Source organism: Mucilaginibacter pineti (assembly GCF_900101875.1).
GTDB classification, from domain to species: Bacteria; Bacteroidota; Bacteroidia; order Sphingobacteriales; family Sphingobacteriaceae; genus Mucilaginibacter; species Mucilaginibacter pineti.
The window spans coordinates 78,531-101,861 of sequence record NZ_FNAI01000021.1 but is presented as its reverse complement, the minus strand read 5'-3'; the positions used below and the strand labels follow the sequence as shown (position 1 = coordinate 101,861).

Annotated in this window: 22 protein-coding genes; 12 read left to right on the top strand and 10 right to left on the bottom strand. The window is 43.4% G+C overall.

Annotation, left to right across the window (positions count from 1 at the left end):
* Positions 1-27 precede the first annotated feature (27 nt).
* Positions 28-795 (top strand): PLDc N-terminal domain-containing protein, encoded by a 768-nt coding sequence (locus BLS59_RS28790; protein WP_240315371.1) that lies wholly within the window; start codon positions 28-30, stop codon positions 793-795.
* A gap of 212 nt (positions 796-1,007) precedes the next feature.
* On the top strand, positions 1,008-5,240 hold the full coding sequence (locus BLS59_RS28785; RefSeq protein ID WP_091156610.1) for a hybrid sensor histidine kinase/response regulator: 4,233 nt from the start codon (positions 1,008-1,010) through the stop codon (positions 5,238-5,240).
* 46 nt (positions 5,241-5,286) lie between these two features.
* On the opposite strand, the gene BLS59_RS28780 is transcribed toward BLS59_RS28785, so the two are convergent.
* Positions 5,287-5,646 carry a TfoX/Sxy family protein gene (locus tag BLS59_RS28780; protein WP_091156607.1) on the bottom strand — a complete coding sequence of 120 codons (360 nt, stop codon included), beginning with the start codon at positions 5,644-5,646 and terminating at the stop codon, positions 5,287-5,289.
* 103 nt (positions 5,647-5,749) lie between these two features.
* Here BLS59_RS28780 and BLS59_RS28775 point away from each other — a divergent pair, with 103 nt between their 5' ends.
* The 7 genes from BLS59_RS28775 (at position 5,750) to BLS59_RS28745 (ending at position 10,173) form a co-directional block, all read left to right on the top strand.
* A complete protein-coding gene (locus BLS59_RS28775) occupies positions 5,750-6,226 on the top strand; it encodes an RNA polymerase sigma factor (RefSeq protein ID WP_091156603.1) in 477 nt (158 codons plus the stop codon).
* The gene (locus BLS59_RS28770; protein ID WP_091156600.1) at positions 6,210-6,821 is read left to right on the top strand and encodes a hypothetical protein; all 612 of its coding nucleotides are present in this window, start codon (positions 6,210-6,212) and stop codon (positions 6,819-6,821) included. The genes BLS59_RS28775 and BLS59_RS28770 overlap by 17 nt, the downstream gene beginning before the upstream one ends.
* A gap of 67 nt (positions 6,822-6,888) precedes the next feature.
* Complete coding sequence (locus BLS59_RS28765) at positions 6,889-7,341, top strand: nuclear transport factor 2 family protein (protein WP_091156597.1); 453 nt, start codon at positions 6,889-6,891, stop codon at positions 7,339-7,341.
* Positions 7,342-7,351: 10 nt separating this feature from the next.
* Positions 7,352-7,828 carry an OsmC family protein gene (locus tag BLS59_RS28760; RefSeq protein ID WP_091156594.1) on the top strand — a complete coding sequence of 159 codons (477 nt, stop codon included), beginning with the start codon at positions 7,352-7,354 and terminating at the stop codon, positions 7,826-7,828.
* A 45-nt stretch (positions 7,829-7,873) separates the two neighbouring features.
* Positions 7,874-8,773, top strand: coding sequence for a LysR substrate-binding domain-containing protein (locus BLS59_RS28755; protein ID WP_240315370.1), 900 nt, complete (start codon positions 7,874-7,876; stop codon positions 8,771-8,773).
* Between the two features lie 75 nt (positions 8,774-8,848).
* Positions 8,849-9,859, top strand: coding sequence for an NAD(P)/FAD-dependent oxidoreductase (locus BLS59_RS28750; protein WP_091156591.1), 1,011 nt, complete (start codon positions 8,849-8,851; stop codon positions 9,857-9,859).
* Positions 9,860-9,861: 2 nt separating this feature from the next.
* Entirely contained in the window at positions 9,862-10,173 is a 312-nt protein-coding gene (locus BLS59_RS28745) for a 2Fe-2S iron-sulfur cluster-binding protein (protein WP_091156587.1), read from the top strand.
* 284 nt (positions 10,174-10,457) lie between these two features.
* On the opposite strand, the gene BLS59_RS28740 is transcribed toward BLS59_RS28745, so the two are convergent.
* From BLS59_RS28740 to BLS59_RS28715, 6 genes are all read right to left on the bottom strand, one after another.
* Entirely contained in the window at positions 10,458-10,931 is a 474-nt protein-coding gene (locus tag BLS59_RS28740; protein WP_091156583.1) for an SRPBCC family protein, read from the bottom strand.
* 45 nt (positions 10,932-10,976) lie between these two features.
* Entirely contained in the window at positions 10,977-11,813 is an 837-nt protein-coding gene (locus BLS59_RS28735; RefSeq protein ID WP_091156580.1) for a sulfurtransferase, read from the bottom strand.
* A 60-nt stretch (positions 11,814-11,873) separates the two neighbouring features.
* Entirely contained in the window at positions 11,874-12,347 is a 474-nt protein-coding gene (locus tag BLS59_RS28730; RefSeq protein ID WP_090652302.1) for a ribonuclease H-like YkuK family protein, read from the bottom strand.
* Positions 12,348-12,933: 586 nt separating this feature from the next.
* The gene (locus BLS59_RS28725) at positions 12,934-13,665 is read right to left on the bottom strand and encodes a lysophospholipid acyltransferase family protein (RefSeq protein WP_091156574.1); all 732 of its coding nucleotides are present in this window, start codon (positions 13,663-13,665) and stop codon (positions 12,934-12,936) included.
* Positions 13,666-13,707: 42 nt separating this feature from the next.
* On the bottom strand, positions 13,708-14,268 hold the full coding sequence (locus tag BLS59_RS28720; RefSeq protein WP_091156571.1) for an NUDIX domain-containing protein: 561 nt from the start codon (positions 14,266-14,268) through the stop codon (positions 13,708-13,710).
* 4 nt (positions 14,269-14,272) lie between these two features.
* Positions 14,273-14,896: a LysE family transporter gene (locus tag BLS59_RS28715; protein ID WP_091156568.1), complete on the bottom strand. Its 624-nt coding sequence runs from the start codon at positions 14,894-14,896 to the stop codon at positions 14,273-14,275.
* A 201-nt stretch (positions 14,897-15,097) separates the two neighbouring features.
* Between BLS59_RS28715 and BLS59_RS28710 the strand changes: the two genes are divergently transcribed.
* On the top strand, positions 15,098-16,024 hold the full coding sequence (locus BLS59_RS28710) for a cobalamin-binding protein (RefSeq protein ID WP_091156564.1): 927 nt from the start codon (positions 15,098-15,100) through the stop codon (positions 16,022-16,024).
* Positions 16,025-16,145: 121 nt separating this feature from the next.
* On the top strand, positions 16,146-18,236 hold the full coding sequence (locus tag BLS59_RS28705; protein ID WP_091156561.1) for a TonB-dependent receptor: 2,091 nt from the start codon (positions 16,146-16,148) through the stop codon (positions 18,234-18,236).
* Positions 18,237-18,550: 314 nt separating this feature from the next.
* Here the strand turns inward: BLS59_RS28705 and BLS59_RS28700 are convergent, their stop codons facing one another.
* The gene (locus tag BLS59_RS28700; RefSeq protein ID WP_091156557.1) at positions 18,551-21,097 is read right to left on the bottom strand and encodes a family 20 glycosylhydrolase; all 2,547 of its coding nucleotides are present in this window, start codon (positions 21,095-21,097) and stop codon (positions 18,551-18,553) included.
* 101 nt (positions 21,098-21,198) lie between these two features.
* Positions 21,199-21,582 carry an MmcQ/YjbR family DNA-binding protein gene (locus tag BLS59_RS28695; protein ID WP_091156554.1) on the bottom strand — a complete coding sequence of 128 codons (384 nt, stop codon included), beginning with the start codon at positions 21,580-21,582 and terminating at the stop codon, positions 21,199-21,201.
* A gap of 171 nt (positions 21,583-21,753) precedes the next feature.
* Here BLS59_RS28695 and BLS59_RS28690 point away from each other — a divergent pair, with 171 nt between their 5' ends.
* Positions 21,754-22,458 (top strand): peptidase associated/transthyretin-like domain-containing protein, encoded by a 705-nt coding sequence (locus tag BLS59_RS28690; protein ID WP_091156551.1) that lies wholly within the window; start codon positions 21,754-21,756, stop codon positions 22,456-22,458.
* Between the two features lie 99 nt (positions 22,459-22,557).
* Here the strand turns inward: BLS59_RS28690 and BLS59_RS28685 are convergent, their stop codons facing one another.
* Complete coding sequence (locus BLS59_RS28685; protein ID WP_091156548.1) at positions 22,558-23,181, bottom strand: NUDIX hydrolase; 624 nt, start codon at positions 23,179-23,181, stop codon at positions 22,558-22,560.
* Positions 23,182-23,331 lie beyond the last annotated feature (150 nt).

Below are 23,331 nucleotides of genomic sequence, written 5' to 3'. Positions count from 1 at the left end.
GAATATAATACCTATATCTTTTTTCATATGAATATGTTGTTTGGTGGCAGTAGCCTTTATTATATCCCCCTTATTTTAGAAGCTGTTTGCGCCATACACTGTTTACGCCGCGGTACGCAGCAAAAATGGCTTTGGATAATTATATTTCTGCCTGTTATAGGAAGCCTTATTTACATCTATTCCGAAATATTAACTAACCGTTCAGTAATGCGGGTGCCCAAGATTGATGTGGGCGCGGTGCTAAATCCCGGTGTTAAGCTTAAACGGCTGGAAGATCAAGTTCGTTTTACCGATACCTTTGCCAACCGCATAAAACTGGCCGATGCATACCTTGCAGGCGGCTTTACAGATAAGGCGGTAGAAATATATATAGCCAGCTTAACAGGTGCCTTTTCAGAAAACGAGCACGTGCTTGCCCAGCTTATTGTTGCTTACTCGGCACAGGAACGCTATGCCGAGGTTATCCCCATTGCAAAAAAACTGTACAAACTGCCACAGTTTATCCGCTCAAAGGCACATATCCTGTATGCCATAGCGCTGGAAAAAACAGGCCAAACCAATTTAGCCGAAGAAGAGTTTAAGTTGATGAAAGGGCGTTACTCTTATTTTGAGCCGCGGTACCAATACGGGCTATTCCTGGTGCGTACCGGCCGGCCGGAGGATGCTTACCAGGTATTTACTGATATCCTTAACGAAGTACCCCATCTGAGCCAAATGGAGCGCAAAAGCAGCCAGCAATGGTTTTCAAAAACTAAAGACGAACTCAAAAAGCTCTCGGCTCAAAAAACGGTTTAAATAGGGGGAGTTAAGCTTACAATAAAGCAAGTTTCTTAAAATCGGCCGCGGTCAACACAGCCGTAATCGTTGTTGCAGGCCTGTATATCTTTAAATCGGATATGATCTCATTCAACCAACTTTTTATAATGATATTCGTATAAAGAATAGTCCCGTAATTTTTGTTTCCCAATTTAAATTTTTGGAAGTCATTTAGCGTTAATTCTCAAAAAATGAATGTCGTAAAATACCTGTTTGCAATTTTATTTACGGGGATTGTTATGCAGTCGTTTTCGCAAAGCAGGCAGTTTCATTTTGAGCATCTGGGAACGGTAAATGGCCTGTCGGAAATTAACCCAAATTGCATTTTACAGGATAGTCGCGGGTTCATTTGGATAGGCACCCGCGACGGCCTTAACCGTTACGATGGTTATAAATTTAAAGTTTTTCGCGCCGATCTTTCAAACCCCAACAGCCTTAGCAGTAATTACATCCAGGACATAGCCGAAGATGAAAATGGTAATTTGTGGATAGCCACCACCGATGGCCTAAATATGTTCGACCGGAAAAGCGACCGTTTTTTCCATTACAAGCATGACGCTAAAAACAAAAAAAGCATTGCCGACAATATTATAAGCAAAGTAATTGTTGGCGGTAAAGGGAAACTATGGCTGGGCTTTGCCAAGGAAGGCTTAAGCTTGTTTGATATAAAAACCGGGGCGGCAAAAAATTACAGGAGTAATGATACCCCCGGTGGCTTAAGCAGCAACCAGATCACAACCCTTTATAAAGATCGGGACGATAATATTTGGATAGGTACTTTTGATAACGGACTTAATCTTTATAAACCTAAGAGTAACAGCTTTATCAGTTATAAACATAGTAGTAAAGATACTACGTCTATATCGGCAAACCGTATCATGAGCATTTTGCAGGATAGCAGCAAGCGGCTTTGGGTGGGCACTTTTGAGCATGGTTTAAACCTGTTTAATGATACCACCAAAACCTTTCGCCATTTTGTTAATGATCCCACAAATGCCAATTCGCTGGTACATAACAGCGTGCAATCCCTCGCCGAAGGCAATAATCACAGTATTTGGATAGGTACCGAAAATGGCGGAATCAGCGTATATAACCTCAAGCGCAACCATTTCAGCAACCATTTTCATGACGATGTTGATGCCGCCAGCTTAACCAGTAATTCGGTTGATGTGATAACCCGTGATAACATGGGTAATATGTGGATAGGCATGTTTGGCGGTGGTGTTAATTTGTATAAGCGCAGTACAGGTCGCTTCGCCCATTTCAAACATACCTCATCGGCCAATAGTTTATCAAATGATTTTGTGCTTTGTTTACTGCAGGATACCAGCAAAAATATATGGATAGGTACCGATGGCGGCGGTTTGAATATCATGGATCACAAAACCGGCTTGTTCTCCGCATACCGGCATAAAGCAGGTGATAATACAAGTATAAGTGGCGATTATGTTTTGGATATAAAGCAAGATGCACAGCAAAATCTTTGGATTGGCACCTGGGGCGACGGGTTGAATCTGATGGATATAAAAACGCGCAAATTCAAATCATTCAAAAATAACCCTAATGATCCCAACAGCCTGGCCGGTAATAATATATACGCGCTAACAATAGTGCCCGACAAAAAGATATGGATAGGTACTTTTGGCGATGGTGTAAGTGTTTACGACCCTACAGCAAATAAATTTACTAACTATAGTAATAATTTAAAGGATACAGGCAGCGTTAGCAGCAATCTTATCAACTCTATCTTTTGTGATAGTAAGGGCAATATATGGGTAGGTACCAATGATGCGGGGCTAAATCTTTACGATAAAAAAAGTAATTCCTTTATTCACTTTAAACGGGGTAAAAACAGCAATAGCCTAAGCGATAACACCATACTTGATATTTATGAAGACCACGACGGTAATATATGGCTATGTACCTACAACGGTTTAAACATGCTTGATCCGGCTACCCGGCATATAAAAAGATTTGGGGCCAGCGAGGGGTTGCCTATATCTTTCGCTTACGCCATACAGGAAGATAACAAGGGTGTTATGTGGATAAGTACCAACCGCGGTTTGGTGTATTATGACCGGGCAAACAAAATATTCAAAAATTTTACGCTGGAAGACGGCTTGCAGGGCGATGAATACAAACCCCACGCGGTTTTAAAAGATCGCGAAGGGAATATTTATTTCGGCGGTATCAACGGCTTTAATCGCCTAAATCCCGATAGGATAAAAACTGCCGTTTACGAACCGGTGTTACGCTTAACCGATTTTGAACTGTTTAACAAACCGGTGCCGGTAAGTCAGGTTAAAAACGATCCTTCGCCATTAAAACAGGATATCTCCGAAACCAGCTCTATCACGCTTAATTACGATCAATCCATTATTTCGTTCGGGTTTGTATCGCTTAATTTTTTATCAACCAATAAACAGGATTACGCCTATATACTGGAGGGCTTTGATAAAACATGGAACTATGTAGGTAGTAAAAACACAGCTGTATACACCAACGTGCCGCCAGGGAGTTACACTTTTAAGGTTAAAAGTAGGGACAGCTCGGGCAAATGGTCATCAAAGGAATTAAGTGTCGAACTGATCATAGTGCCACCATTTTGGGATACCTGGTGGTTTAAAATTTTGGCAGGTATAACCATTGTGGGCATGGCCTGGGGCTTGTACCGTTACAGGCTGAACAGCATAATTAAACAAAAAGCTATACTGGAGCGAGAAGTAAAGGAGCGCACCCACGAAGTATTACAGCAATCAGAGGAGTTGAAGGCGCAATCTGAAAGTCTGCAGGCTTTGAACGAAGAATTACAAACCCAATCAGAAGAGTTGCTGGATCAGCGCGAGCATGAACAGCAGGCCCGGCAAGAGGCCGATAGGGCCAACCAGGCCAAAAGCGTTTTCCTGGCCACCATGAGCCATGAGATCCGTACGCCAATGAACGGCGTGATAGGGATGGCCTCGCTGTTGATGGAAACCAAACTGGACGATGAGCAGAAAGAATTTGCCGAAACCATTGTAACCTGCGGTGATAGCCTGGTGAATGTAATTAACGATATTCTTGATTTTTCGAAGATAGAATCGGGCAGCATGGATCTGGAACATGATGATTTCGACCTTCGGCAAAGTGTAGAGGAAGTGATGGACATTTTTTCCAAACGCTCTGCAGAGCGGGGCCTCGACCTTATTTACCAGATAGATTACGCCCTGCCCATACAAATAGTAGGCGATAGCCTGCGCCTTAAACAGGTGATCATAAATCTGGTGAACAACGCCATAAAATTCACCCAACATGGTGAGGTATTTGTAGATATTTCATTGCTGCGCGATATGGGTAATGATGAGCTGGAAATAGGTTTTTGTGTTAAGGACACAGGCATCGGTATTCCCCAGGATAAACTTTCGAGCCTGTTTAAACCGTTTTCGCAGGTTGATTCATCCACAACACGCAAGTACGGGGGCACCGGGTTGGGCCTTATTATCAGTGAACGGCTGGTGAAGCTCATGGGCGGCGATATAAGTGTAGAAAGTACTTACGGCCGGGGTTCGGTATTTAAATTTACAATTACTGCCACCCGCAGTAAAGTTCCGTCGAAATATCACCTTTACCCATCAACACTTACCCATGTAGAGGGCAAAAAAGTGTTACTGGTTGATGACAATGATACCAACCTTACCATCCTTAAAAATCAGTTAGAGCAATGGAAACTTGTTGCTATAACGGCTACATCAGTAAAGCAGGCACTTGAAATTTTAAAGACTAACACCGATATATGCCTGGTGATAACCGATATGCAAATGCCGCAGGCCGATGGTGTTGCGTTGGCAAAAAGCATCAGTAAAAGCACCAGCCCAATACCCGTTATTATGCTAAGTTCCATTGGCGACGAAACCAAAAAGAAATTTCCAAAACTGTTCTCGGCTATATTAACCAAGCCCGTTAAGCAAAATAATTTATGGCGAAGTGTTAACGCCGCCATCACCCATCAGCAGGAAGAACAGCCCAAAGAAGAGCAGAAATCAAAATTACAGGTTGGCTTCGCGGCAGAACACCCCATGCAAATATTGGTAGCCGAAGATAATCCCATCAATCAAAAACTGGTAGAGCGGGTACTGAACAAACTGGGTTACACTGTTGAAATGATCAGCAACGGTTATGAAGTATTAGAAAAGATAACCGAGAAGCATTACGATGTGATACTGATGGATATCCAGATGCCCGAACTCGATGGATTGGAGGCCACCCGTTTTATCCGCAACCAAACTATAAAACAGCCCTACATTATAGCCATGACCGCCAACGCGCTTTCCGAAGACCGGGAAATTTGCCTGAAGGGCGGCATGAATGATTACATATCAAAACCCATGCGTATAGATGAATTGGTGGAGCTACTAAAGCGGGCCTATAATGGCCTGGAGAAATAGAAGTGCAGATAAAAAGTTCACACTTTGTTTGCCTAACAAAGACCTTTTACCTTTCGCCTTTACCCTTTTGCCTCTTTTTTGATGCTTTTGCAACTTTATTAAATTCCAGCGCCAGTTTAATCCAATGATTAAGTTGGGGATTGGTTTTTAGTTGTTCGCCATCTACCCAAACATAATCTTTCATGGGCCTTTCGCCACTCATCATTTGCTGGCAATGGTCTTTTTCAAGTTCAATGACGACTTGTTCCTTGCCAATACGACATAGCAGCGTTTGGTTACGGATGCAGATGCTCAATTTATCATTCACCATAAAGCACAAACCCTGAAACATCTCTATTTCTTCGGTAACGTTTTCGTCGCTCAGGGCTTCGCGCACACGGTTGGTTAATGTTTCATCGTAGGGCATGATGCTGGTTTTTGTAGGTGCTGATGTAAAATTAAAATAAATGTAGCATTTTAAAAAAGCCTGTATCTAACAACAAAAGCAGTGTTAACAGGTAACTTAGTTTATGCAGTTCGAGGAGATCTATAATACTTATTACAACAAGATATTTCGTGTGTGCATGGGCTATATGAATGATCATGATTGGGCGCAGGATGTTACGCAGGAAACCTTTATTACCGTATGGCAAAAACTGGCGCAGTTTCGTAACGAGGCAGCTATCGGCACCTGGATATTCCGTATTGCATCAAACCATTGTTTGCGGCACCTGGAGCGCCAAAACCGGATACCCAAAGGCGAAATGCCAATCCAACTGGAAGATAAACCCGTGCCCGATACCGAAAGTCAGATGCTGTTCCTTTACAAGTGTATTGCCGAATTGCCCGAGATAGACCGCATTATTATTTCGCTGGAACTGGAAGATATAAAGCAGGCCGAGATAGCCGGGATAGTAGGTTTGTCAGAAACAAACATTAGGGTGAAAGTTTACCGGATAAAGGAAAAACTATCGCAAAAATTCAAGAAATATGAGCAGCAATATTGATTTTAAAGCCCTTTGGCAGCAGCAGGAAGCTATGGCAAAGCCGGATATCACTGAGGTAATAAAAAAGGCAAAAAACCTGAAACATAAAACCAGGAATAAATTGATTTTGCTAAATATTGTGTTGATCGCCACTGTACTATTGTATGTTTTTGTGCCGGGTTTTACAAGCCATACCAGCCTCATCACAACCAAAGCAGGAGGGGTATTGGTAATATTTGCCATTGTTTTATTTTTGGCAGCAAGTAATCGCTTGCTTGTGGACCTTTTTTCCGGCAAGCCGGAGGCCGATACCTTTGCCTATTTAACAGCACTTTTATCCATCCGTAAAAAACAGGAGTTTATCCAAACCCGGATAATGAATTTATATTTTTTGTTTCTATCGGCAGGAATGCTTTTGTATATGATAGAATTTGTTCGGAAGATGAATTCTGTTTGGGGTAGTGTCACTTATATCAGCCTTTTCGGATGGATGGCGATTGTTTATTTTTACATAAAACCACGCACCATTAAAAAACAACGAAGCGAATTGAATGCCGCCATTGAAAAACTGGAGGCTATAAACAACCAGTTAATACAAACAAAAGATGCAGAATAAAAAGTTTGCCTATCTTTAATTATTATTTCGGATTGAAACAAATCCGGTAATTCAGCATCTAATAAACATGGAAGAAGGTCCAAAAATAGTAGCAGCAATAACAAATTTATTTAAAGGTGCCGATGCGAGGGATTGGGAATTGGTGCAAAGCGTAATGGCGCCAAGTGTTTTCGTTGATTATACATCAATGAAGGGCGGTGAAGCCGAAACACAAACGCCTGAGCAGGTGGTAGCAGGATGGGCCGATTTTTTGCCCGGTTTCGATAGTACAAATCATCAGTTATCGTCATTTAAAGTGCAGTTGCACGGTCACGAGGCAGAGGCACAATACAGCACCACTGCAGATCATTTTATCGGTAGCGAAGTGTGGACAGTTATTGCAACCTACCAAACCAAATTGGTAAAAGAAAACAGCAAGTGGTTAATTAACTATCATAAAATAAATTACGACAGACAAAGCGGCAACACAAGCCTGCCCAAAATGGCGCATCAAATTATAGCCGACAGGGTAAATAGTTAATTATTAAAGCATGAAGCATCACCGCTACAATGCCAATATAACCTGGATGGGTAATACCGGCCAGGGAACTAAAGACTACAAGTCATACGAGCGCAGTCATGTCATCAATATAAATGGTAAGAAAGTCATTCAGGGCTCGTCAGATCCCAATTTTCGTGGTGATGCTACAATGTATAGTCCGGAGGATCTGTTGCTTTCATCCATATCTGCCTGTCATATGCTATGGTATCTGCACCTTTGCACAACTGCCGGCGTAATAGTTACCGCTTATGTTGATCATGCCGAGGGTACCATGATAGAAAATGCCGATGGAGGCGGTCGTTTTACGCAGGTCATTTTAAAACCTACCATCACCCTGCAAAATAAAAACATGATGGAAAAGGCCGACGAGCTGCATCATAAAGCAAATGAGCTGTGTTTTATAGCCAATTCCTGTAATTTCCCCATACTGCACCAGGCGGAGTATCTTATAGCAGATCAGCTATAGTAACCGGCACTCACATTATTCATTAAAAGCGCTAAATTTAGCACCATGATATTCGATTTCAGGCTTAAGGTGTTTTATACGGTGGCGCAGCGGCTTAGCTTTACTAAAGCGGCTAATGAGTTGTTTATTACCCAGCCTGCTGTTACCAAGCACATAAAAGAGTTAGAACAACAGTTGAATGTGCAGTTGTTTAAGCGTAATGGCAATAATATTGCCCTTACGGTTGCAGGCAAAGTGCTGGTGCAATATGCTGAAAAGATCTTCCAGACCTATACCGCCCTGGAAACTGAGTTGGCGCAGCTTAATAATATAGAGGCCGGTACGCTGCACATTGGCGCAAGTACAACGGTAGCGCAAACCATTTTACCCAAAATACTCGCCCTGTTTAAAAAGACCTATCCCGATATCAGCTTCAATTTTATACAGGGTAATACCGACTATATATCGCAACTGATATTGGAGGAGAAAATAGATATTGCAATTGTTGAAGGCGCTGCCCATTCGCCGCAGCTGGCTTACTCCTCATTTGCTAAGGACGAAATTGTATTGGTAACCAAGGCAAACAATAAGTTATCAAAAAAAGCCGAAATCAATCCCAAACAATTGTTGGGTATCCCGCTGGTGCTGCGCGAGGCCGGCTCAGGTACGCTCGATGTTATTTTCAGCGCCCTTACCGATGCCGGCATCAATCCAAAAGACCTCCATGTTGAAATTCAACTCGAGAGCAGCATCGCTATAAAACAGTATCTTTTATACTCCGATACAGCTACATTCCTGTCTATACAGTCGGTTGTGAGTGAACTGAAATATAACGAACTAACGATTATAGATATTAAGGGCCTCGAAATTTTCCGCACCTTTCAGTTTATCCAGTTACATGGCAAAAACAGTAAACTCATTGATCTTTTCAAACGTTTTTGTCTTGCCAATTATAACTTAAAGTAATTGAGCATTACTATATATCATTTGATTGCTCATCGCTTTTCAGGCACCTTTGAGTGCTGAATTAATTAGCGATGTATGGAACAAATTACTACTGATATTTGCATTATAGGCGCGGGCCCGGTTGGTTTATTTGCTGTTTTTGAAGCCGGACTTTTAAAAATGCGCTGCCATTTAATTGATGTGCTGCCACAGTTTGGCGGTCAGCTTTCCGAAATTTATCCGCATAAACCCATTTATGATATTCCGGGCTATCCCGAAGTTACCGCCCAGCAACTGGTAGACAGGCTGATGGAGCAGATAGCCCCCTTTCATCCAACATTCAGCCTGGGCGAGCGGGTAGAAACCCTTAATCGTAATGATGATGGCTCCTATATTATCCAAACCAATGATCATACAACCGTACATTGCCAGGTAGTAGTAATTGCCGGCGGCCTGGGCTGCTTTGAACCCCGCAAGCCGGAGATTGACCGCCTGCTTGATTTTGAAGGCAAAGGCGTGGCCTATATGGTTAAAAACCCTGAAATATTCAGAGATCGCAGGGTAGTTTTAGCAGGTGGCGGTGATTCTGCACTTGACTGGGCTATTTTTTTAGCCAACGTTGCCGAACGCGTTACGCTTATTCACCGAGGCGATACGTTCAGGGGCGTGCCTGATTCAGCCGAAAAGGTTTTTGAGCTGGCCAAAGAAGGTAAGATAGACCTCATTCTCAAATCAAACGTAGTTGCACTAACCGGAGAAGGCCATTTACAGGAAATAACCCTGCTTGATCGTAATAATGAGGTAAGTCACATAGCCGCTGATCATTTTATCCCGCTGTTCGGCCTGAGCCCCAAACTGGGTCCCATTGCCGATTGGGGTTTGAATATAGATAGATCGGCCATTGTGGTTGATACGGTTGACTACAGTACCAATGTAGAACGTATTTATGCCATTGGCGATATCAATACCTATCCGGGTAAGCTAAAGCTGATACTATGCGGTTTTCACGAAGCCGCGCTGATGGCCCAAAGCGCTTTCAAATATGTTTATCCAGAACAAAAGTTAAGTTTTAAATACACTACAGTTTACGGCGTAAGCGCCTTTTAATTATGATTAACTTAGTTATTGAAGACCAGGCCGGGCAACGCGTTCCGGTGGAAATACCCGAGGGGATTAACCTTAGCCTGATGGAAGTTTTAAAAGCTTCAGAATATGATATACTGGCTACATGTGGCGGCATGGCGCTTTGCGCCACTTGCCATGTGCAGGTATTGGAAGGCCCCGAGCAATATTTTCACCCAACTGATAACGAACTGGACCTGCTTGATACCCTGCCGGATGCAGGCACCGACAGCCGCCTTGCCTGCCAGATAAGGATAACCGAAGATATGGATGGTATGGTGTTCAGGTTGAAGGGGTGAGGTTGTTATTTTAAAAGGTCTTCTGCTGAAAGTAACCACTCATAAAAAGGCAGAGAAAATAAACCAAGCCTTTACTCCGTAGGAGTTTCGTGTTTATAGGAATTTTAAGCAAATCAATAGCTCCATAGGAGTTTCCTGTTAAATAAGGAGGCACCTACGGAGCCATGCCTCTTTGATTAGGGCTATAAACACGGAGCCCCGATGGGGCTAAGCGATGATAAACGGCAGTTATTTATACAAATCCCTTTTATATTTATTACCTTGTTGAAGAAAAGAGTTAGCTGTTATACCTTGTACACCCCAAACAACTGCTCAATAGCCTTTTCTCTAAAGGCAAATATCTTTTCAATTTGTTTGCCAACAAAAACGGTATTGGTTATGCGGCCTATTACGCCGTATGGTATGGCATAATTAAGGATATCGGTCATCACAACGCCGCCCTTTATCTCCTTAAAATGGTGCTGATGATGCCAAAGCGCATATGGGCCAAAACGCTGCTCATCTACAAAATACTGTTTATCGGCAACGTGGGTTATCTCCGTCATCCAGTTCATTTTTATACCCAGCAGCGGCGAAATTTTGTAGGTGATTATCATACCCGCATACATCTTGGTATCCTGGGTATAATCTGATGTTACCACGAAACTCATTTCGGGCGGGGTAATTTTGGCCAGGTTCAGCGGCGATGAGAAAAAATCCCATGCCTCATCCAAAGGGATAGGGATTTTTTGCTCAGTTTTTAAAGCGTATGTTTTCACAAATACTCGACAATAAAAGTACGTAATTGTTTTACTTTTCGAAAACTATCGCTCGGTTGTACCAATTGGCAGCCCCCGGCGCGACCACTCGCTCCACGAGCCAACGTATAATTGTGGTCCGCTGATGCCTGCATGTTCCATCCCTAAAAGCGTGTGGCAAGCCGTAACACCCGATCCGCAGTGTACAATGACGTTCTCCGGGGCCACTTCGCCAATGGTTTCCTCATATTTTGTTTTCAGGGTTTCGGCATCAAGATACCGGCCATCGGCACCCAAATTAAAAGTGTAGGGCAGGTTATAAGCACCCGGTATATGACCGGCAATAAGATCCAGCGGTTCTGTTTGGCCCAAATAACGTGGGGTTTCACGCACATCAATTACCATGCGGTTTGCAGATTGAGCGGCTATAGCGGTTTCTTTAATATCTACCGTGCCTTCAAATTGAGCAGGCACGGGGTACGCAGCAACCGGGGTAGGTGTGTATTCTTCCTTGCTTAGTTCAATACCGGCGTTTACAGCAGCCTGTAAACCGCCGTTTAATACCTGCACGTTGGTATGGCCAATGGCGCGCAGCATCCACCAAAAACGAGCACCGCCAAATGCGCCGGCTTTATCGTCATACACTATTACATGGCTGTTTGGCGTAATGCCAAGTTTGCCCAACAGGGTAGCAAAATCATTTATATTGGGTAAGGGATGGCGTCCGCCTTTGGCGGCGTCGGTAACTTCGGCAGCCAGGTCCCTGTCCAGGTCAACATGGGCAGCGTTTTTAAGGTGACCGGCAAGGTATCGGTCATGGGTATCTTTCCCGGCACGGGCATCGATAAGTATGGTGTTCGCACCGGCAAAAGCCGGGGCGTTAATTTCAATCAGTGGCAACATAGTATATCCGGTTTGTAATGAAAACCAAATATAACTACCCCATTTTGAGTTTTATGCTTTTTACTGCACTATTTTATTGGCGCAGTATGAGCTGGCAAACGCTTCTGGTTTGGCTTTAAACACAAAGCCCATACTTAAAATATAACCCATAGCCTCGTGCAGGGCCGCGTTCGATTTAAACATCGGGTTGGTGTTAATATCGGCATGTACCTCCAGTTCCACATCGTACAAGTCAAGCAGATCGCAAAGTTTGTAAGCAATGTCAATAGATTTTTGCACTTCGCTTAGCATACGCTCCTTGATGGTCATTTTTTGCGATGTACGTTCCTGGTGTATGAACATAAAAGCGCCGCGTTTTTCACGTAAAAAAACAATCACCGTAGCAAAATCAGTTACACTGCCCTTTACCTGCGAATCTGTTCCAATACATACTTTGAGTTTGTTACCGAGGGCGGCTTCGCGTTCAATTGCCTTTTCAACCTCTTCCATAATGGGCGTTTGGATCACTTCGCCGCTGAATTTTCTCCAGGTCATAAAAAATTGATTTTAGTGAATTTTTGCTGACCCGTTTTATGGGTCTATAAAAATAAGCGATTAGCTTTCATATAAACGTAAACAAGGTGTGATTTATTTGTTAACATTTGCCTGAATATTAACAGGTTGGAGAAATAATTGGGCGGGATTTATGGGGGTTGTTCGGATTTATTGGATTGTCTGAACCTTGATTTAGAGGATTAAGAGATTCGCAAGACTTTTGAAGATGAGAATTGTCTGAACCGGGATTTATAGATTCGCAGAATTTTTTATGGAGTGAGATTTGTGTTAACGGGGATTTATAGAATTGGGGATTTGTTATTTTTTTATGGGGTGAGGGTTTAATAACTCATCGCTTAAATAATGGCGTTGCCTGCGGCCAGGCTTTCCGCTCATACTGCACAAGGCCTTAGCCGCAAGGCCGGTATCCGCTGCAATCCCTAACGTGGGTTGTCTGAATGTGAATTTTCAGAATTAATGAATATTTAGAATTAAAATCGTGTAAATCCCGATAATCCTTAAATTATGTTAAATCTATAAATCAAGGTTCAGACAAAATCCGAAATTCCAATTCCGAAATCCAAAATCAAGCCAACGCTTCCCTGATCCGGTTTTCGGCCTGTAGTACCAGTTCTTCAACCGGGGTTTTGCCGGGTTCAATGGGTTCAAGCACAGTCCAGGTCATGGGGGTAAATGAATTGAGCGGGTACAATCCGTAACGGATCATTTTCCAGGAATCTTTTATGGCAATAGGCACAAGCAATGCCTCTGGGCATTTTTTTAATATGGTGGCAATACCGCCGCTCTGAAAGCTTTTCACCGTGCCATCTTTTGAGCGTGTTCCCTCGGGGAATATCACTGCCGACCATTTATTTTCCTTCATGCGGTTGGCCAGTTTCACAATTTCGGTAATGGATTGGCGCGGATCTTTACGATCGATATTAGCGCCGCCGCCGTGCTTTAAATTATAAGATATGGATGGGATGCCTTTAGTAAGCTCAATTTTTGAAATGAATTTGGCGTGGTATTTACGCAAATGCCAGATGAGTGGCGGAATATCAAACAAGCTTTGGTGGTTGGCCAAAAAAATGATAGGCCGGCCGGTTGGCAGGTTTTGTTTATCAACATAAGTTACCGTATTACCATTGATGTAAAAAGTACTTAACAGGCAAAAATTCAATACGTCCACCACTTTTTTATGTGCGGAATAGCCAAAAAAACGGAAAATGATCCATTGCAAAGGGTGAAATATCACCAGTACTAAAAGGAATGCGATAATAGCAAACGGGGACAAAATATAGCCTAAAAACTTCTTCATCGTCGGCCAAATTTAGGTTTTTTTGTGGAAATGGGGATTGTTTTATAAACGGTTTTCGGTTATCATGAGCTGAACTTTAAGTACCGCGGCAACCGTCATAGCATCGGTGATCTCGCCGTTGCACACCATCTGGTACATTTGCGCAAAAGGGATTTTTTTAACGATCAACTGCTCGGTATCCTCGGGTTCGGCCTCAAACTGGGCCAGGTTACGGGCCAGATAAATAATGCTCAATTCATCGCTTACCGAATTACTGAGGTGCAAACGCTGAATTTCCGTCCACTGTGTAGCTTTAAGGCCGGTTTCTTCCAGCAATTCGCGCTTTGCAGATTCCAGTGGATCGGTACCTTCGGGGCCGCCGCCCTCGGGCATTTCCCAGCTGTACTGGTTCAGCACAAAGCGGTACTGACCAACAAGATAGGTGTTCATATCTTCATCCAAAGGCAAAACGCCAATAGCCAGGTTTTTATAATGCAGTTTGCCATAAATTCCCGGATTGCCAGATGGGTTGATGACCTGGTACTCGGTAACACTTATCCAGGGATTATTATAAATAGCCTTCTCGGAAGTTATTTGCCAGGGGTTATCTTCGGGGTGCTGCATGGTTTTAGTGCTTAAAAAACGACAAATAAATTTGCTTCACAATATGGTAAGCTGCGAAAGAGAAAAATAAAATAGCAATGCTGGTATTGATAAGCTTGGTGCTCAATGCAAACTTTCCTTGAATATATTTGGCAAATTTGGCATAAAGAAACAAGCATAAAAAAGCGCCTGCTGCCGAACCGATGCTAAATATCACAAGGGCAACCTTGCCATCTAAGATCCATTCGTGGGTAATTAAATAGGTGCCCGTAACCATCCAAAACGGAATTTGCATCGGGTTTAAAAAGCCAAGCAGGATGCCATATTTAATACTTGCATGTTCGGAATAGTGGGTTTCTGGTGGTTTTTTACGGTGTATCCAGGTAATAGTGCCAAGCACACCAAACAGTATCACCATTACCCAATCAATAATTACACCCAGCCTTAGCTCGCCAGAGAGCCAGCGCGCGGCGTGCATTATAAAATAGGTAAAGAAAAATTCAACACATGAAAACGCGATAATAAAGCGCACGGCCTCCTTTATTCCCCGGTTTATGGTGATTTGTATGAGCGTAAGGTTGATGTTTCCGGGTGGTATATAACCAATGAAATTGGCAATAACTCCGATAAAAAAGGTCAGGAATATCATTGGCGCAAAGATATGTTCAAAATGTGCAGATTTCAAATGTGCAGACAGAGTGATTTGAAAATTTGAAGATTTGAGAATTTGAAAATGACAGAATAATTTATTTTCAAATCTTCAAATTCTCAAATCTTCAAATCCATTGCAACATGTTTATGTACATTTGCACATCTGTAATCTGCACATCAAGATCACATCAAAATCAACATGCCAACTGATAAAATAGTTTCCTTATTACCATCTGCAACTGAAATAATTTGCGCCCTTGGGCTGCAGGATAAACTTATTGGCCGCTCGCACGAGTGCGATTATCCCGAAACGGTTAAAGCCTTGCCTGTATGTACCGAAGCTAATTTTGCAAATGGATTGAGCAGTTTGGAGATAGATATTAAGGTAAAAGAAATTTTGGCCGATGCGCTTTCGGTGTATACCGTTAAGCGCGAGCAAATAAAGGCGCTTGCGCCCGATGTGGTGATAACGCAGGATCAGTGCGAGGTTTGTGCCGTTTCCCTTACCGATGTGGAGCAGGCGCTTGATAATTACCTTGATAAAAAAGCCCGTATCATTTCACTGCATCCCAATAGTTTGGAAGATATTTTTAACGATATCACCAATATTGCTGCCGCGCTGAATGTACCACAGGCAGGTGCCGATCTGCTTGAACTCCTGAATGAGCGGGTGGATATCATCAAACATAAATTAAAATTTGCCGACAGTAAACCAACCGTAGCCTGTATAGAATGGCTTGATCCGATGATGATATCTGGTAACTGGGTGCCTCAATTGGTGAGCATAGCCGGTGGTACACCTGTTTTGGCGCAGCAGGGTAAGCACTCGCCTTATGTAAACTGGGAAGATATTCAGGCACAAAACCCCGAGATTATTGTAGTAATGCCTTGTGGCTTTTCTATAGAACGCACCCTCAAAGAGATCGATATTTTGATGCAGCTGCCTGGCTTTGCCGATTTACAAGCCGTGAAAAACAACCGCCTTTATATTGCCGATGGTAACCATTATTTTAACCGCCCCGGTCCGCGTATTGTTGATTCCATTGAGATCCTGGCCGAGATAATTCGCCCTAAACAATTTGCTTTTGGTTACGAAGGCGAAGGGTGGATAAAGTTTGGAATGTAATCTGCGTAATCACGCAGCCATTTTCCTGGCATCTGTATAGTCAGTAATAATCAACTTGTTACAGTACAGAAAGTGCTTAGTGAGTTAAAACACATATTTTTGTTTATCTGCCAAAATACCTATGATAAAAAGATATACCCCGCTACTTTTAATTTTCATCTCTGCGTTAACTGCGCAGGCGCAAAGCAAAAAGCTTAAAAAAGATACTGTTACCCGCTTGCAAACGGTCACTGTTAAAGGTTACCTGAGCGAGCAACCCGTGTTAAGCGTACCGGCATCAGTAAGTGTGCTGGGCGCGGCGCAGCTAAAATTGCAGCCCGATAACTCGTTTGTTACGGCTTTAAACACCGTGCCGGGCATCCGGGCCGAGGAGCGGTCGCCGGGGAGTTACCGCTTATCAATCAGGGGGAGTTTACTGCGGTCGCCATTTGGGGTACGGGATGTTAAGGTTTATTTTGACGAGATACCGCTCACGGATGCTGGTGGTAATACCTATCTCAATGCTATCGACATAGGCAATATTCAGGGCATCGAAATTTTAAAGGGACCGGATGGCAGCTTGTTTGGCGCCAACTCGGGCGGAGTGGTTTCGTTAAGCCCGATAAGCAGGTATAATGATAGTAGCTATATTTCGGCAGGCATCAGCGCCGGATCTTACGGCCTGTTTCACCAAAAAGCTACCGTACAACAACGCACGGGCAATAATCTGCTGAACGTTAATCAAAGCTACCAGGCTTACCAGGGATACCGGGAGCATAGCAACATGAGTCGCAACTACATACAGCTTACCGACAAATGGAACTACAGTAACAAGAACGAATTGCGGTTGATCGGTTTATATTCCGATCTTAAATATGAAACACCTGGTGGCATAAACCTTGCGCAGCTGGCCGCAAATCCGCAGCAACCACGCCAGCCTACAGTTACACCCACACTCAAATTACCCGGTGCTTTGCAGCAAAAAATAGGCATCAGCACTACTATGTATCTGGGTGGTTTGGTAAATGAATATCATTTTAGCGACCGGATCCGCAACGTGCTATCAGTTTTTGGTAACCATGTTGATTTTGCAAACCCGTTTATCAGTAATTTTGAACAACGCAGTGAGAATACCTATGGTTTTCGTACTTATTTTGAGCTGGCTGGTTTACCTCATGAAAATACAAATTGGAAAGTGAACCTTGGGGTAGAATGGCAGCAAACCAACTCCCGCATCAGCAATTATGGCAACAGGGCAGGGGTGAAGGATACCACCCAAGCCAGCGACGATATACATACCAATCAGCATTTTGTATTTGCCCGGTATGCTGCGGATTTTAATAAACGCCTGCACCTGGAAGCGGCATTAAGCCTTAACTGGTACCAGTACGATTTTAAGAATTTATACCCCAATAATCAATCTAACTTCACCAATCGCGATTTTACGCCGCAGTTGATGCCGAGGCTGGCGTTATCCTACCAGGTAACTAATGATTTTATCTGGCGTGCATCGGTGAGTCGTGGTTATTCTACGCCAACAACCGCCGAGGTTAGGCCTACAAGTAATATAATTAATACAGGTTTACAGGCCCAAACCGGCTGGAACTATGAAACAGGTTTCCGGCTGCGTAACGAAGACCAAACCTTGCTACTGGACGCATCCATTTTTTACTATCATATAAGTAACGCGATTGTACGACGTATAAATGCCAATGAGACCGAAGATTATATCAACGCCGGCGGTACAAATCAACCGGGCTTTGAACTGTCTTTTACTGACTGGATCATCAAACCGAATAGCACCCATATCATCCGTGGTTTACAGTTCAATGAATCGTATTCGTTAAGTAAATTCAAATTCAGGGATTACGCAGTTGCAGGTGTCAGCTATTCAGGTAACGAATTAACCGGCGTGCCACAGCAGGTTTTTGTGAGCAGTTTACAGGTAAGGGTACCTTATAACCTGTCGCTATTTGTACAGCATAACTATACCGCAAAAATCCCGCTGAATGATAAAAACACGGTTTATGCAAATCATTACAACCTGTTGCAGGCAAAGGCGAATTGGCAGCCCACGATCGGCCGAAAAACACATCTGGAGATTTTTGCCGGTGCCGATAACATCCTTAACCAGAAATATAGCCTGGGTAATGATTTAAATGCTGCAGGTAACAGGTATTATAACCCCTCTCCATTGAGGAATTATTCGGCAGGAATGAATGTGATGTTTTAGGTGTAATTACAAAGTCTTTCGCGCGGGCCAGGGGCTTGTTAAATATCACTGAAAGAGCGCACAAGTATTGGAAAAATTAGAAGTTTGGCTAAAGCCGACCTGCTGTTTCTTAGTCCGTCCCATAAATGGGACGGCAATGAATTGAAATTCTTAAAACCAGCCCCTATTCATCATTGCCGTTGGCTTTAGCCAACGGTTCACAAATAAAAGTTATATGGCTTTAGCCAAACTTTGCACTTGATATTACAGCTCAATTCCTCCGAACACTCGTAGGCTTCAGCCGGGCGACTGCATTGTTTTTCCTTCTTTATTACCTATTCCCCCGCAACAGCCACATTACCACCACGACCTTTAAGGTCAAAGGCACGGAATTTAATTACACCGCCATTATAGGTGACAGGGCCGGTATATAATTTACTTTTCGCGTCTGGGTCTTTCCCGTTGGTAGTATAGCGAATGGCTAAACCGGGGTATTCTACATTGCTCAGGTATTTACCATCCTGCAAGCTGATACCCGGTTTTGGTATCCGGTAATTGTAGCCATTGCCATAATAGGTTAATCTTGGTAGTTCGCGTTTACCCAGTATGTTCAAAAATTGGGAGTATGCCTGTTTGTACGCCTCATGCGCTTTTGTCGTATCTTTTTCTGTAGCCCAATCCGGGTTTTTTCCCCAGGCACGTTCTGCAAGGGCCAGCAATTTAGGGAACATCATGTATTCCATGCGGTCGGTACTTTTTACGGTTTCGGCCCATAGTGCGCCTTGTAAGCCTATAATATTGCCTTTGCCATAATCTGTAAGGCGCTGTTTGCCAATAAACAGGTTTTTGTTAATGGGGATGCCGTTTTTGTCTACATCGGCATTTTTGAAGTAATCGTAAGGAATGAAAGAGTAAAATTTATCAATACCCAGGAAAGCGCCCCAATAATAGCCGGGCTCATCAAAGGCCTTGTAGCTTGCCATATCAAAGTATAAATTGGTAACACAGGTAAGCACCACTTTGTATCCGCCATTGGCGAGACGATACGCCAGATCTTCCTGTCCATCGCCCAAAACATTGTTCCATACATCGGCTTGCAGGTGTTCGCCTGTAAAATCTGGATTGGGCACGTAGGTATTCGCGCCATCCAGGGTGGTTTTGCGTAGTGCCATTTCTTCCCAGCCGGAGAGGCGAACGCCCTTTGATTTCAGGATCTGGTTAACCCTGCCGTAGAAGTAATACCAGAGGTCGCCGGTGTTTTGTATCTCGGGATGGGTGGCTTTTAATGCGAGGTAAGCCGGCGATTGTTCCCACACATGGGCCGGTACCTCATCCCCACCAAAATGGATGGTTGGCAGCGGAGCGCCAGCTTCTTTGTACATAGCAATCACATTATCAACTACCGTTTCCACAAAGTTATAGGTAGATGGCAGCGATACATCGATCACGTTATCGTTCCAGAACTGTACCGAGCGATATTCCGATTTATCGTTTAAATCGTACAGCAGATATTTAATTGCCTCATCTTTTTTTCCTTCGGCCGCCAAGCGATCATAGCGGGCATTCATGGCTTTTATAGCCGCCCTTGCATGACCGGGTGTTTCCAGCTCAGGGATCACGGTTATGTGACGATCTGTTGCGTATCTCAAGATCTCCAGATAATCGGCGCGGGTATAAAAGCCGGTACCCACTGTATTATTCACATCGGGGCCAGAACCGTGAGATGCCGGCAAAAAGTGCTTACTATTCAGTGTATGGCCGCGTTTTGCACCAACATTTGTAAGCTCGGGCAGCGACGGAATTTCCAAACGCCAGCCTTCATCATCCGTTAAGTGCATGTGTAGTACATTTAATTTGTACAAGCTCATGGCATCTATCAGTTTTATCACCTCTTTTTTAGGCTGAAAGTTTCTTGCTACATCAAGCATTACCGCACGGTGGGCAAAGCGGGGCTCATCGGCAATTTCAACACACGGAATTTGGACTGATGCAGGTGCTTTAGCTATGGCCGTAGCCGGTATCAGTGTTTTAAGCGACTGGATGCCATAAAAGATCCCTGTTGCTGTTGATGCACGGATTGTTACCGCAGATGACTTAACGCTTATCTCATACGCTTCGTTTGCCAATCCGTCCTTGTATTCAAGCGTTAATCCGTTGTCAGAATAGCGATTGGTGCTCCTTTTTCCAAATAGGTTTTTAATATCGTTATCCAAAATGGATAGCTCTTTTTTAAACTTACCATCGGGGTTGGAAATATGCAGATTAGCAGAGAATGTAAAACTCCCATTGGTTTCGCTATAATTAACAGGTGTAGGGAAAACCTTTGGCAACTGATCGGCTGGGATATCGGCAATGGCTTTATTCCTGTCGAAAACGATTTCAGGAGTTATCAGGCCCTGGTAAGTAGGCTTATAGGGTTTAATGTCAAACGAGCCAATGCTATAGCCCTTATCTGGTTGCGCATCCCAAACAAGGTAGATGCCCTCGGGGCCATCGGTTATGTTTACAACAGGATCGTCATTTATATATTCAATGCGGGCACTTTCACCGGGTTTTACTTCCTTGAAACCATTGGTTGGGGTAATGCTGTACAGATCGCCGTTTACCTGGTTTATTTTGGCATTGCCGCTCACTGCATTTTCGGTAAAGCCACGACCTGAGTTAAAATAGAATTTCCACCCGGCGGCAGGCAATGTATTTTTACCTTTATTGCTGATTACCAGTGCGGTTACGGCCTCATTTTTGTTTTGATAGTTATTATCAACTACCTCCCAGCTGATATGCAGATCGGCGACATTAAATTTATTGCCATTGGTTTTAAAGGTAAAGGCAGTGCTTATAAAAACTGCCGCGATAAGCACCGTTGTGAAAATTTTACGCATAGTGGTGTTTGCTGGGGATAATAGCTGACAGTAAATATATACAACTTTTTAAATAATTTTAATAAGTTGGAAAATTTATTATTGGAAATCGTAATTAGCTATTAGTCATCTGTTTTATCATTCAAATCGCCATTTAGTTTCATTTCCTCATAGTCCTTTATTAGCTTTTTGGTGGCACGGGTAACGTATGCAGTGATGATCAGTTCTTTAACATCAGCTAACGATACGGTTTCCAACCGTACCAACATGTATTTATAGTTGATGAAATGCGGCGTTATAAAAAATGTATGCGGATCGGCGGTCATCCATTTATCACGCTCGATAGTATGGATAGACAGCATATAGTCCTTAACCTTTACAATAGCCAGCATCTTGCCGTTTACATAAAAGGCAGGATCTTCAAAGTGCATGCTCTCGGTAACACCCGGCAACGGCAATAAATAGCCGCGTATAAATTGCATGAAAGCCATAGTGGGTGAAGCCATAATTAAAGTTAGTTAAAAAGATAAAAAATATCGCGAATATTTAATTAACCGTACAGCCATGGCGGCTTAACCTCACATATTTGTCATTAATGTGGTTTAAACAGTTAAAAGTGTTAAATTTCAAACTATAATACTTCAAATAGGTTTAATTTACAGTTTAAATCATCTACCATGAAACCTAAATATCTGATATGGATTGCCGCCCTTTTTTTTGCGGGTACCGCGAGTGCACAAAACAACTTAAAAGGTACCGTTTATGAGTATGGTAAATCTACCCGGTTGCCCGATGTTTTTATAAAGGACATGAACAATAACCGGCAGATAACCATCACCGATAAAAACGGTAATTTTTCTATTGCGACCGTAACTGGCCATACGCTTATATTTAATTCTCCGGGATATGTGTCTGATACACTGTATGTAACAGATTTAAGACCAAAACGTATCGACCTTAAAACGCAAACCATATCATTAAAAGAGGTTAACATATCGGCAAAAAAAGAGGTGTTTGACCCGCATAAGGAGTATCCCGAAATTTACACCCGCAGTAAGGTTTATCCCTTTTCGCCATCTACCTGGTTTGGTAAAAGCGGACGCGATGCGCGCAGGTTAAAGAGATACTTTAAGCGCGAAGAAGAGCAACGCGAGGTTGACCAAGTGTATACCGATACTTATGTAATGAGCCTGATCCCATTGAGGGGCAGGGAGTTAATTAACTTTATGTCGCTTTACAGGCCTACTTATGCTTTGCTGAAGGATAATAACGGCGAATCGGTGGCGATGTTTGTAAAAGAATCCTACCAAAAATACCAGGCATTACCGCCAGAAAAACGTGCGTTGCCAACCCTTACCGGTGGTGCCGATACGCTACAATAATTAAACTTAATACAATTCGTCAGTAGCCGTCAGTACGTCGTCAGCAACCGTCAGTAGCTCGTCACGAGTCGTCAGTAGGTCGTCAGCGAGCGTCAGCAGTTAATCAAATAAAGTTGACTTGTCGCCGGCGATGATCTTTTGGCAGAGGGTTATGATCTGACTTTTCAGGATACGGTCCTCGGATATTTCGGGCAGGTTATCCACGTCGAAATACTGCACATCCAGCACATCGAAACCTTTGTTAAGGATTAGCGATGCCGCCCTGCAATGGAAGATCATTTTGTACACGTACCAGGGTTGCGCCGGATGCGGATGCATTTTCTTATCGAACACAGCCAGCAAGGTTTCGGGTACCACATCAAGCCCGGTTTCTTCCTGAAACTCTTTAATGATCACTTCGCTGGGGCTGTACCCAACATCGGCCCAGCCGCCGGGTAACGACCAACGGCCATCGGCACTTTCCTTCGCCAGTAGCACCTTATTATCTGCCGATAGCACTATACCCCGCACATCAACTTTTGCAGTAGGATAATCGGCAGCTATGGGGAAGTTGAACTTTATGGCATCGGCACCCCAGCCGGTAACCTTATCCAGCATCTCGTTGCCAATTTGCTGCAGTTCGGTATAGCGTTCAATGTCGTATTCGTTTTTGGCATAAAGCAGGCCAATATCAGCAACAGAGCGCAGGCGGGTTATGAGGGTTAAAAGTTCGTTATTATTCATGGGGGAGTTTAGAAAAATTATTAAGCTCAATTATCTGTGGCGGGTTTTATTAAAGGGCCTGTCACCCTGAGCCTGTCGAAGGGCGCGCGGAGAGGCCTTTGCCCGCTATGCTTCGACAGGCTCAGCATGACACCCTTTTATGCTATTGCT

Excerpts from the sequence above, each read along its gene's own strand:
- BLS59_RS28770 (WP_091156600.1), top strand. The coding sequence starts at position 6,210 with ATGAGCAGCAATATTGATTTTAAAGCCCTTTGGCAGCAGCAGGAAGCT.
- BLS59_RS28725 (WP_091156574.1), bottom strand. The coding sequence starts at position 13,665 with ATGAAGAAGTTTTTAGGCTATATTTTGTCCCCGTTTGCTATTATCGCA.
- BLS59_RS28720 (WP_091156571.1), bottom strand. The coding sequence starts at position 14,268 with ATGCAGCACCCCGAAGATAACCCCTGGCAAATAACTTCCGAGAAGGCT.
- BLS59_RS28785 (WP_091156610.1), top strand. The coding sequence starts at position 1,008 with ATGAATGTCGTAAAATACCTGTTTGCAATTTTATTTACGGGGATTGTT.
- BLS59_RS28775 (WP_091156603.1), top strand. The coding sequence starts at position 5,750 with ATGCAGTTCGAGGAGATCTATAATACTTATTACAACAAGATATTTCGT.
- BLS59_RS28745 (WP_091156587.1), top strand. The coding sequence starts at position 9,862 with ATGATTAACTTAGTTATTGAAGACCAGGCCGGGCAACGCGTTCCGGTG.
- BLS59_RS28695 (WP_091156554.1), bottom strand. The coding sequence starts at position 21,582 with ATGGCTTCACCCACTATGGCTTTCATGCAATTTATACGCGGCTATTTA.
- BLS59_RS28735 (WP_091156580.1), bottom strand. The coding sequence starts at position 11,813 with ATGTTGCCACTGATTGAAATTAACGCCCCGGCTTTTGCCGGTGCGAAC.
- BLS59_RS28715 (WP_091156568.1), bottom strand. The coding sequence starts at position 14,896 with ATGATATTCCTGACCTTTTTTATCGGAGTTATTGCCAATTTCATTGGT.
- BLS59_RS28790 (WP_240315371.1), top strand. The coding sequence starts at position 28 with ATGAATATGTTGTTTGGTGGCAGTAGCCTTTATTATATCCCCCTTATT.
- BLS59_RS28700 (WP_091156557.1), bottom strand. The coding sequence starts at position 21,097 with ATGCGTAAAATTTTCACAACGGTGCTTATCGCGGCAGTTTTTATAAGC.
- BLS59_RS28705 (WP_091156561.1), top strand. The coding sequence starts at position 16,146 with ATGATAAAAAGATATACCCCGCTACTTTTAATTTTCATCTCTGCGTTA.
- BLS59_RS28755 (WP_240315370.1), top strand. The coding sequence starts at position 7,874 with ATGATATTCGATTTCAGGCTTAAGGTGTTTTATACGGTGGCGCAGCGG.
- BLS59_RS28710 (WP_091156564.1), top strand. The coding sequence starts at position 15,098 with ATGCCAACTGATAAAATAGTTTCCTTATTACCATCTGCAACTGAAATA.
- BLS59_RS28750 (WP_091156591.1), top strand. The coding sequence starts at position 8,849 with ATGGAACAAATTACTACTGATATTTGCATTATAGGCGCGGGCCCGGTT.
- BLS59_RS28780 (WP_091156607.1), bottom strand. The coding sequence starts at position 5,646 with ATGCCCTACGATGAAACATTAACCAACCGTGTGCGCGAAGCCCTGAGC.
- BLS59_RS28690 (WP_091156551.1), top strand. The coding sequence starts at position 21,754 with ATGAAACCTAAATATCTGATATGGATTGCCGCCCTTTTTTTTGCGGGT.
- BLS59_RS28685 (WP_091156548.1), bottom strand. The coding sequence starts at position 23,181 with ATGAATAATAACGAACTTTTAACCCTCATAACCCGCCTGCGCTCTGTT.
- BLS59_RS28760 (WP_091156594.1), top strand. The coding sequence starts at position 7,352 with ATGAAGCATCACCGCTACAATGCCAATATAACCTGGATGGGTAATACC.
- BLS59_RS28765 (WP_091156597.1), top strand. The coding sequence starts at position 6,889 with ATGGAAGAAGGTCCAAAAATAGTAGCAGCAATAACAAATTTATTTAAA.
- BLS59_RS28730 (WP_090652302.1), bottom strand. The coding sequence starts at position 12,347 with ATGACCTGGAGAAAATTCAGCGGCGAAGTGATCCAAACGCCCATTATG.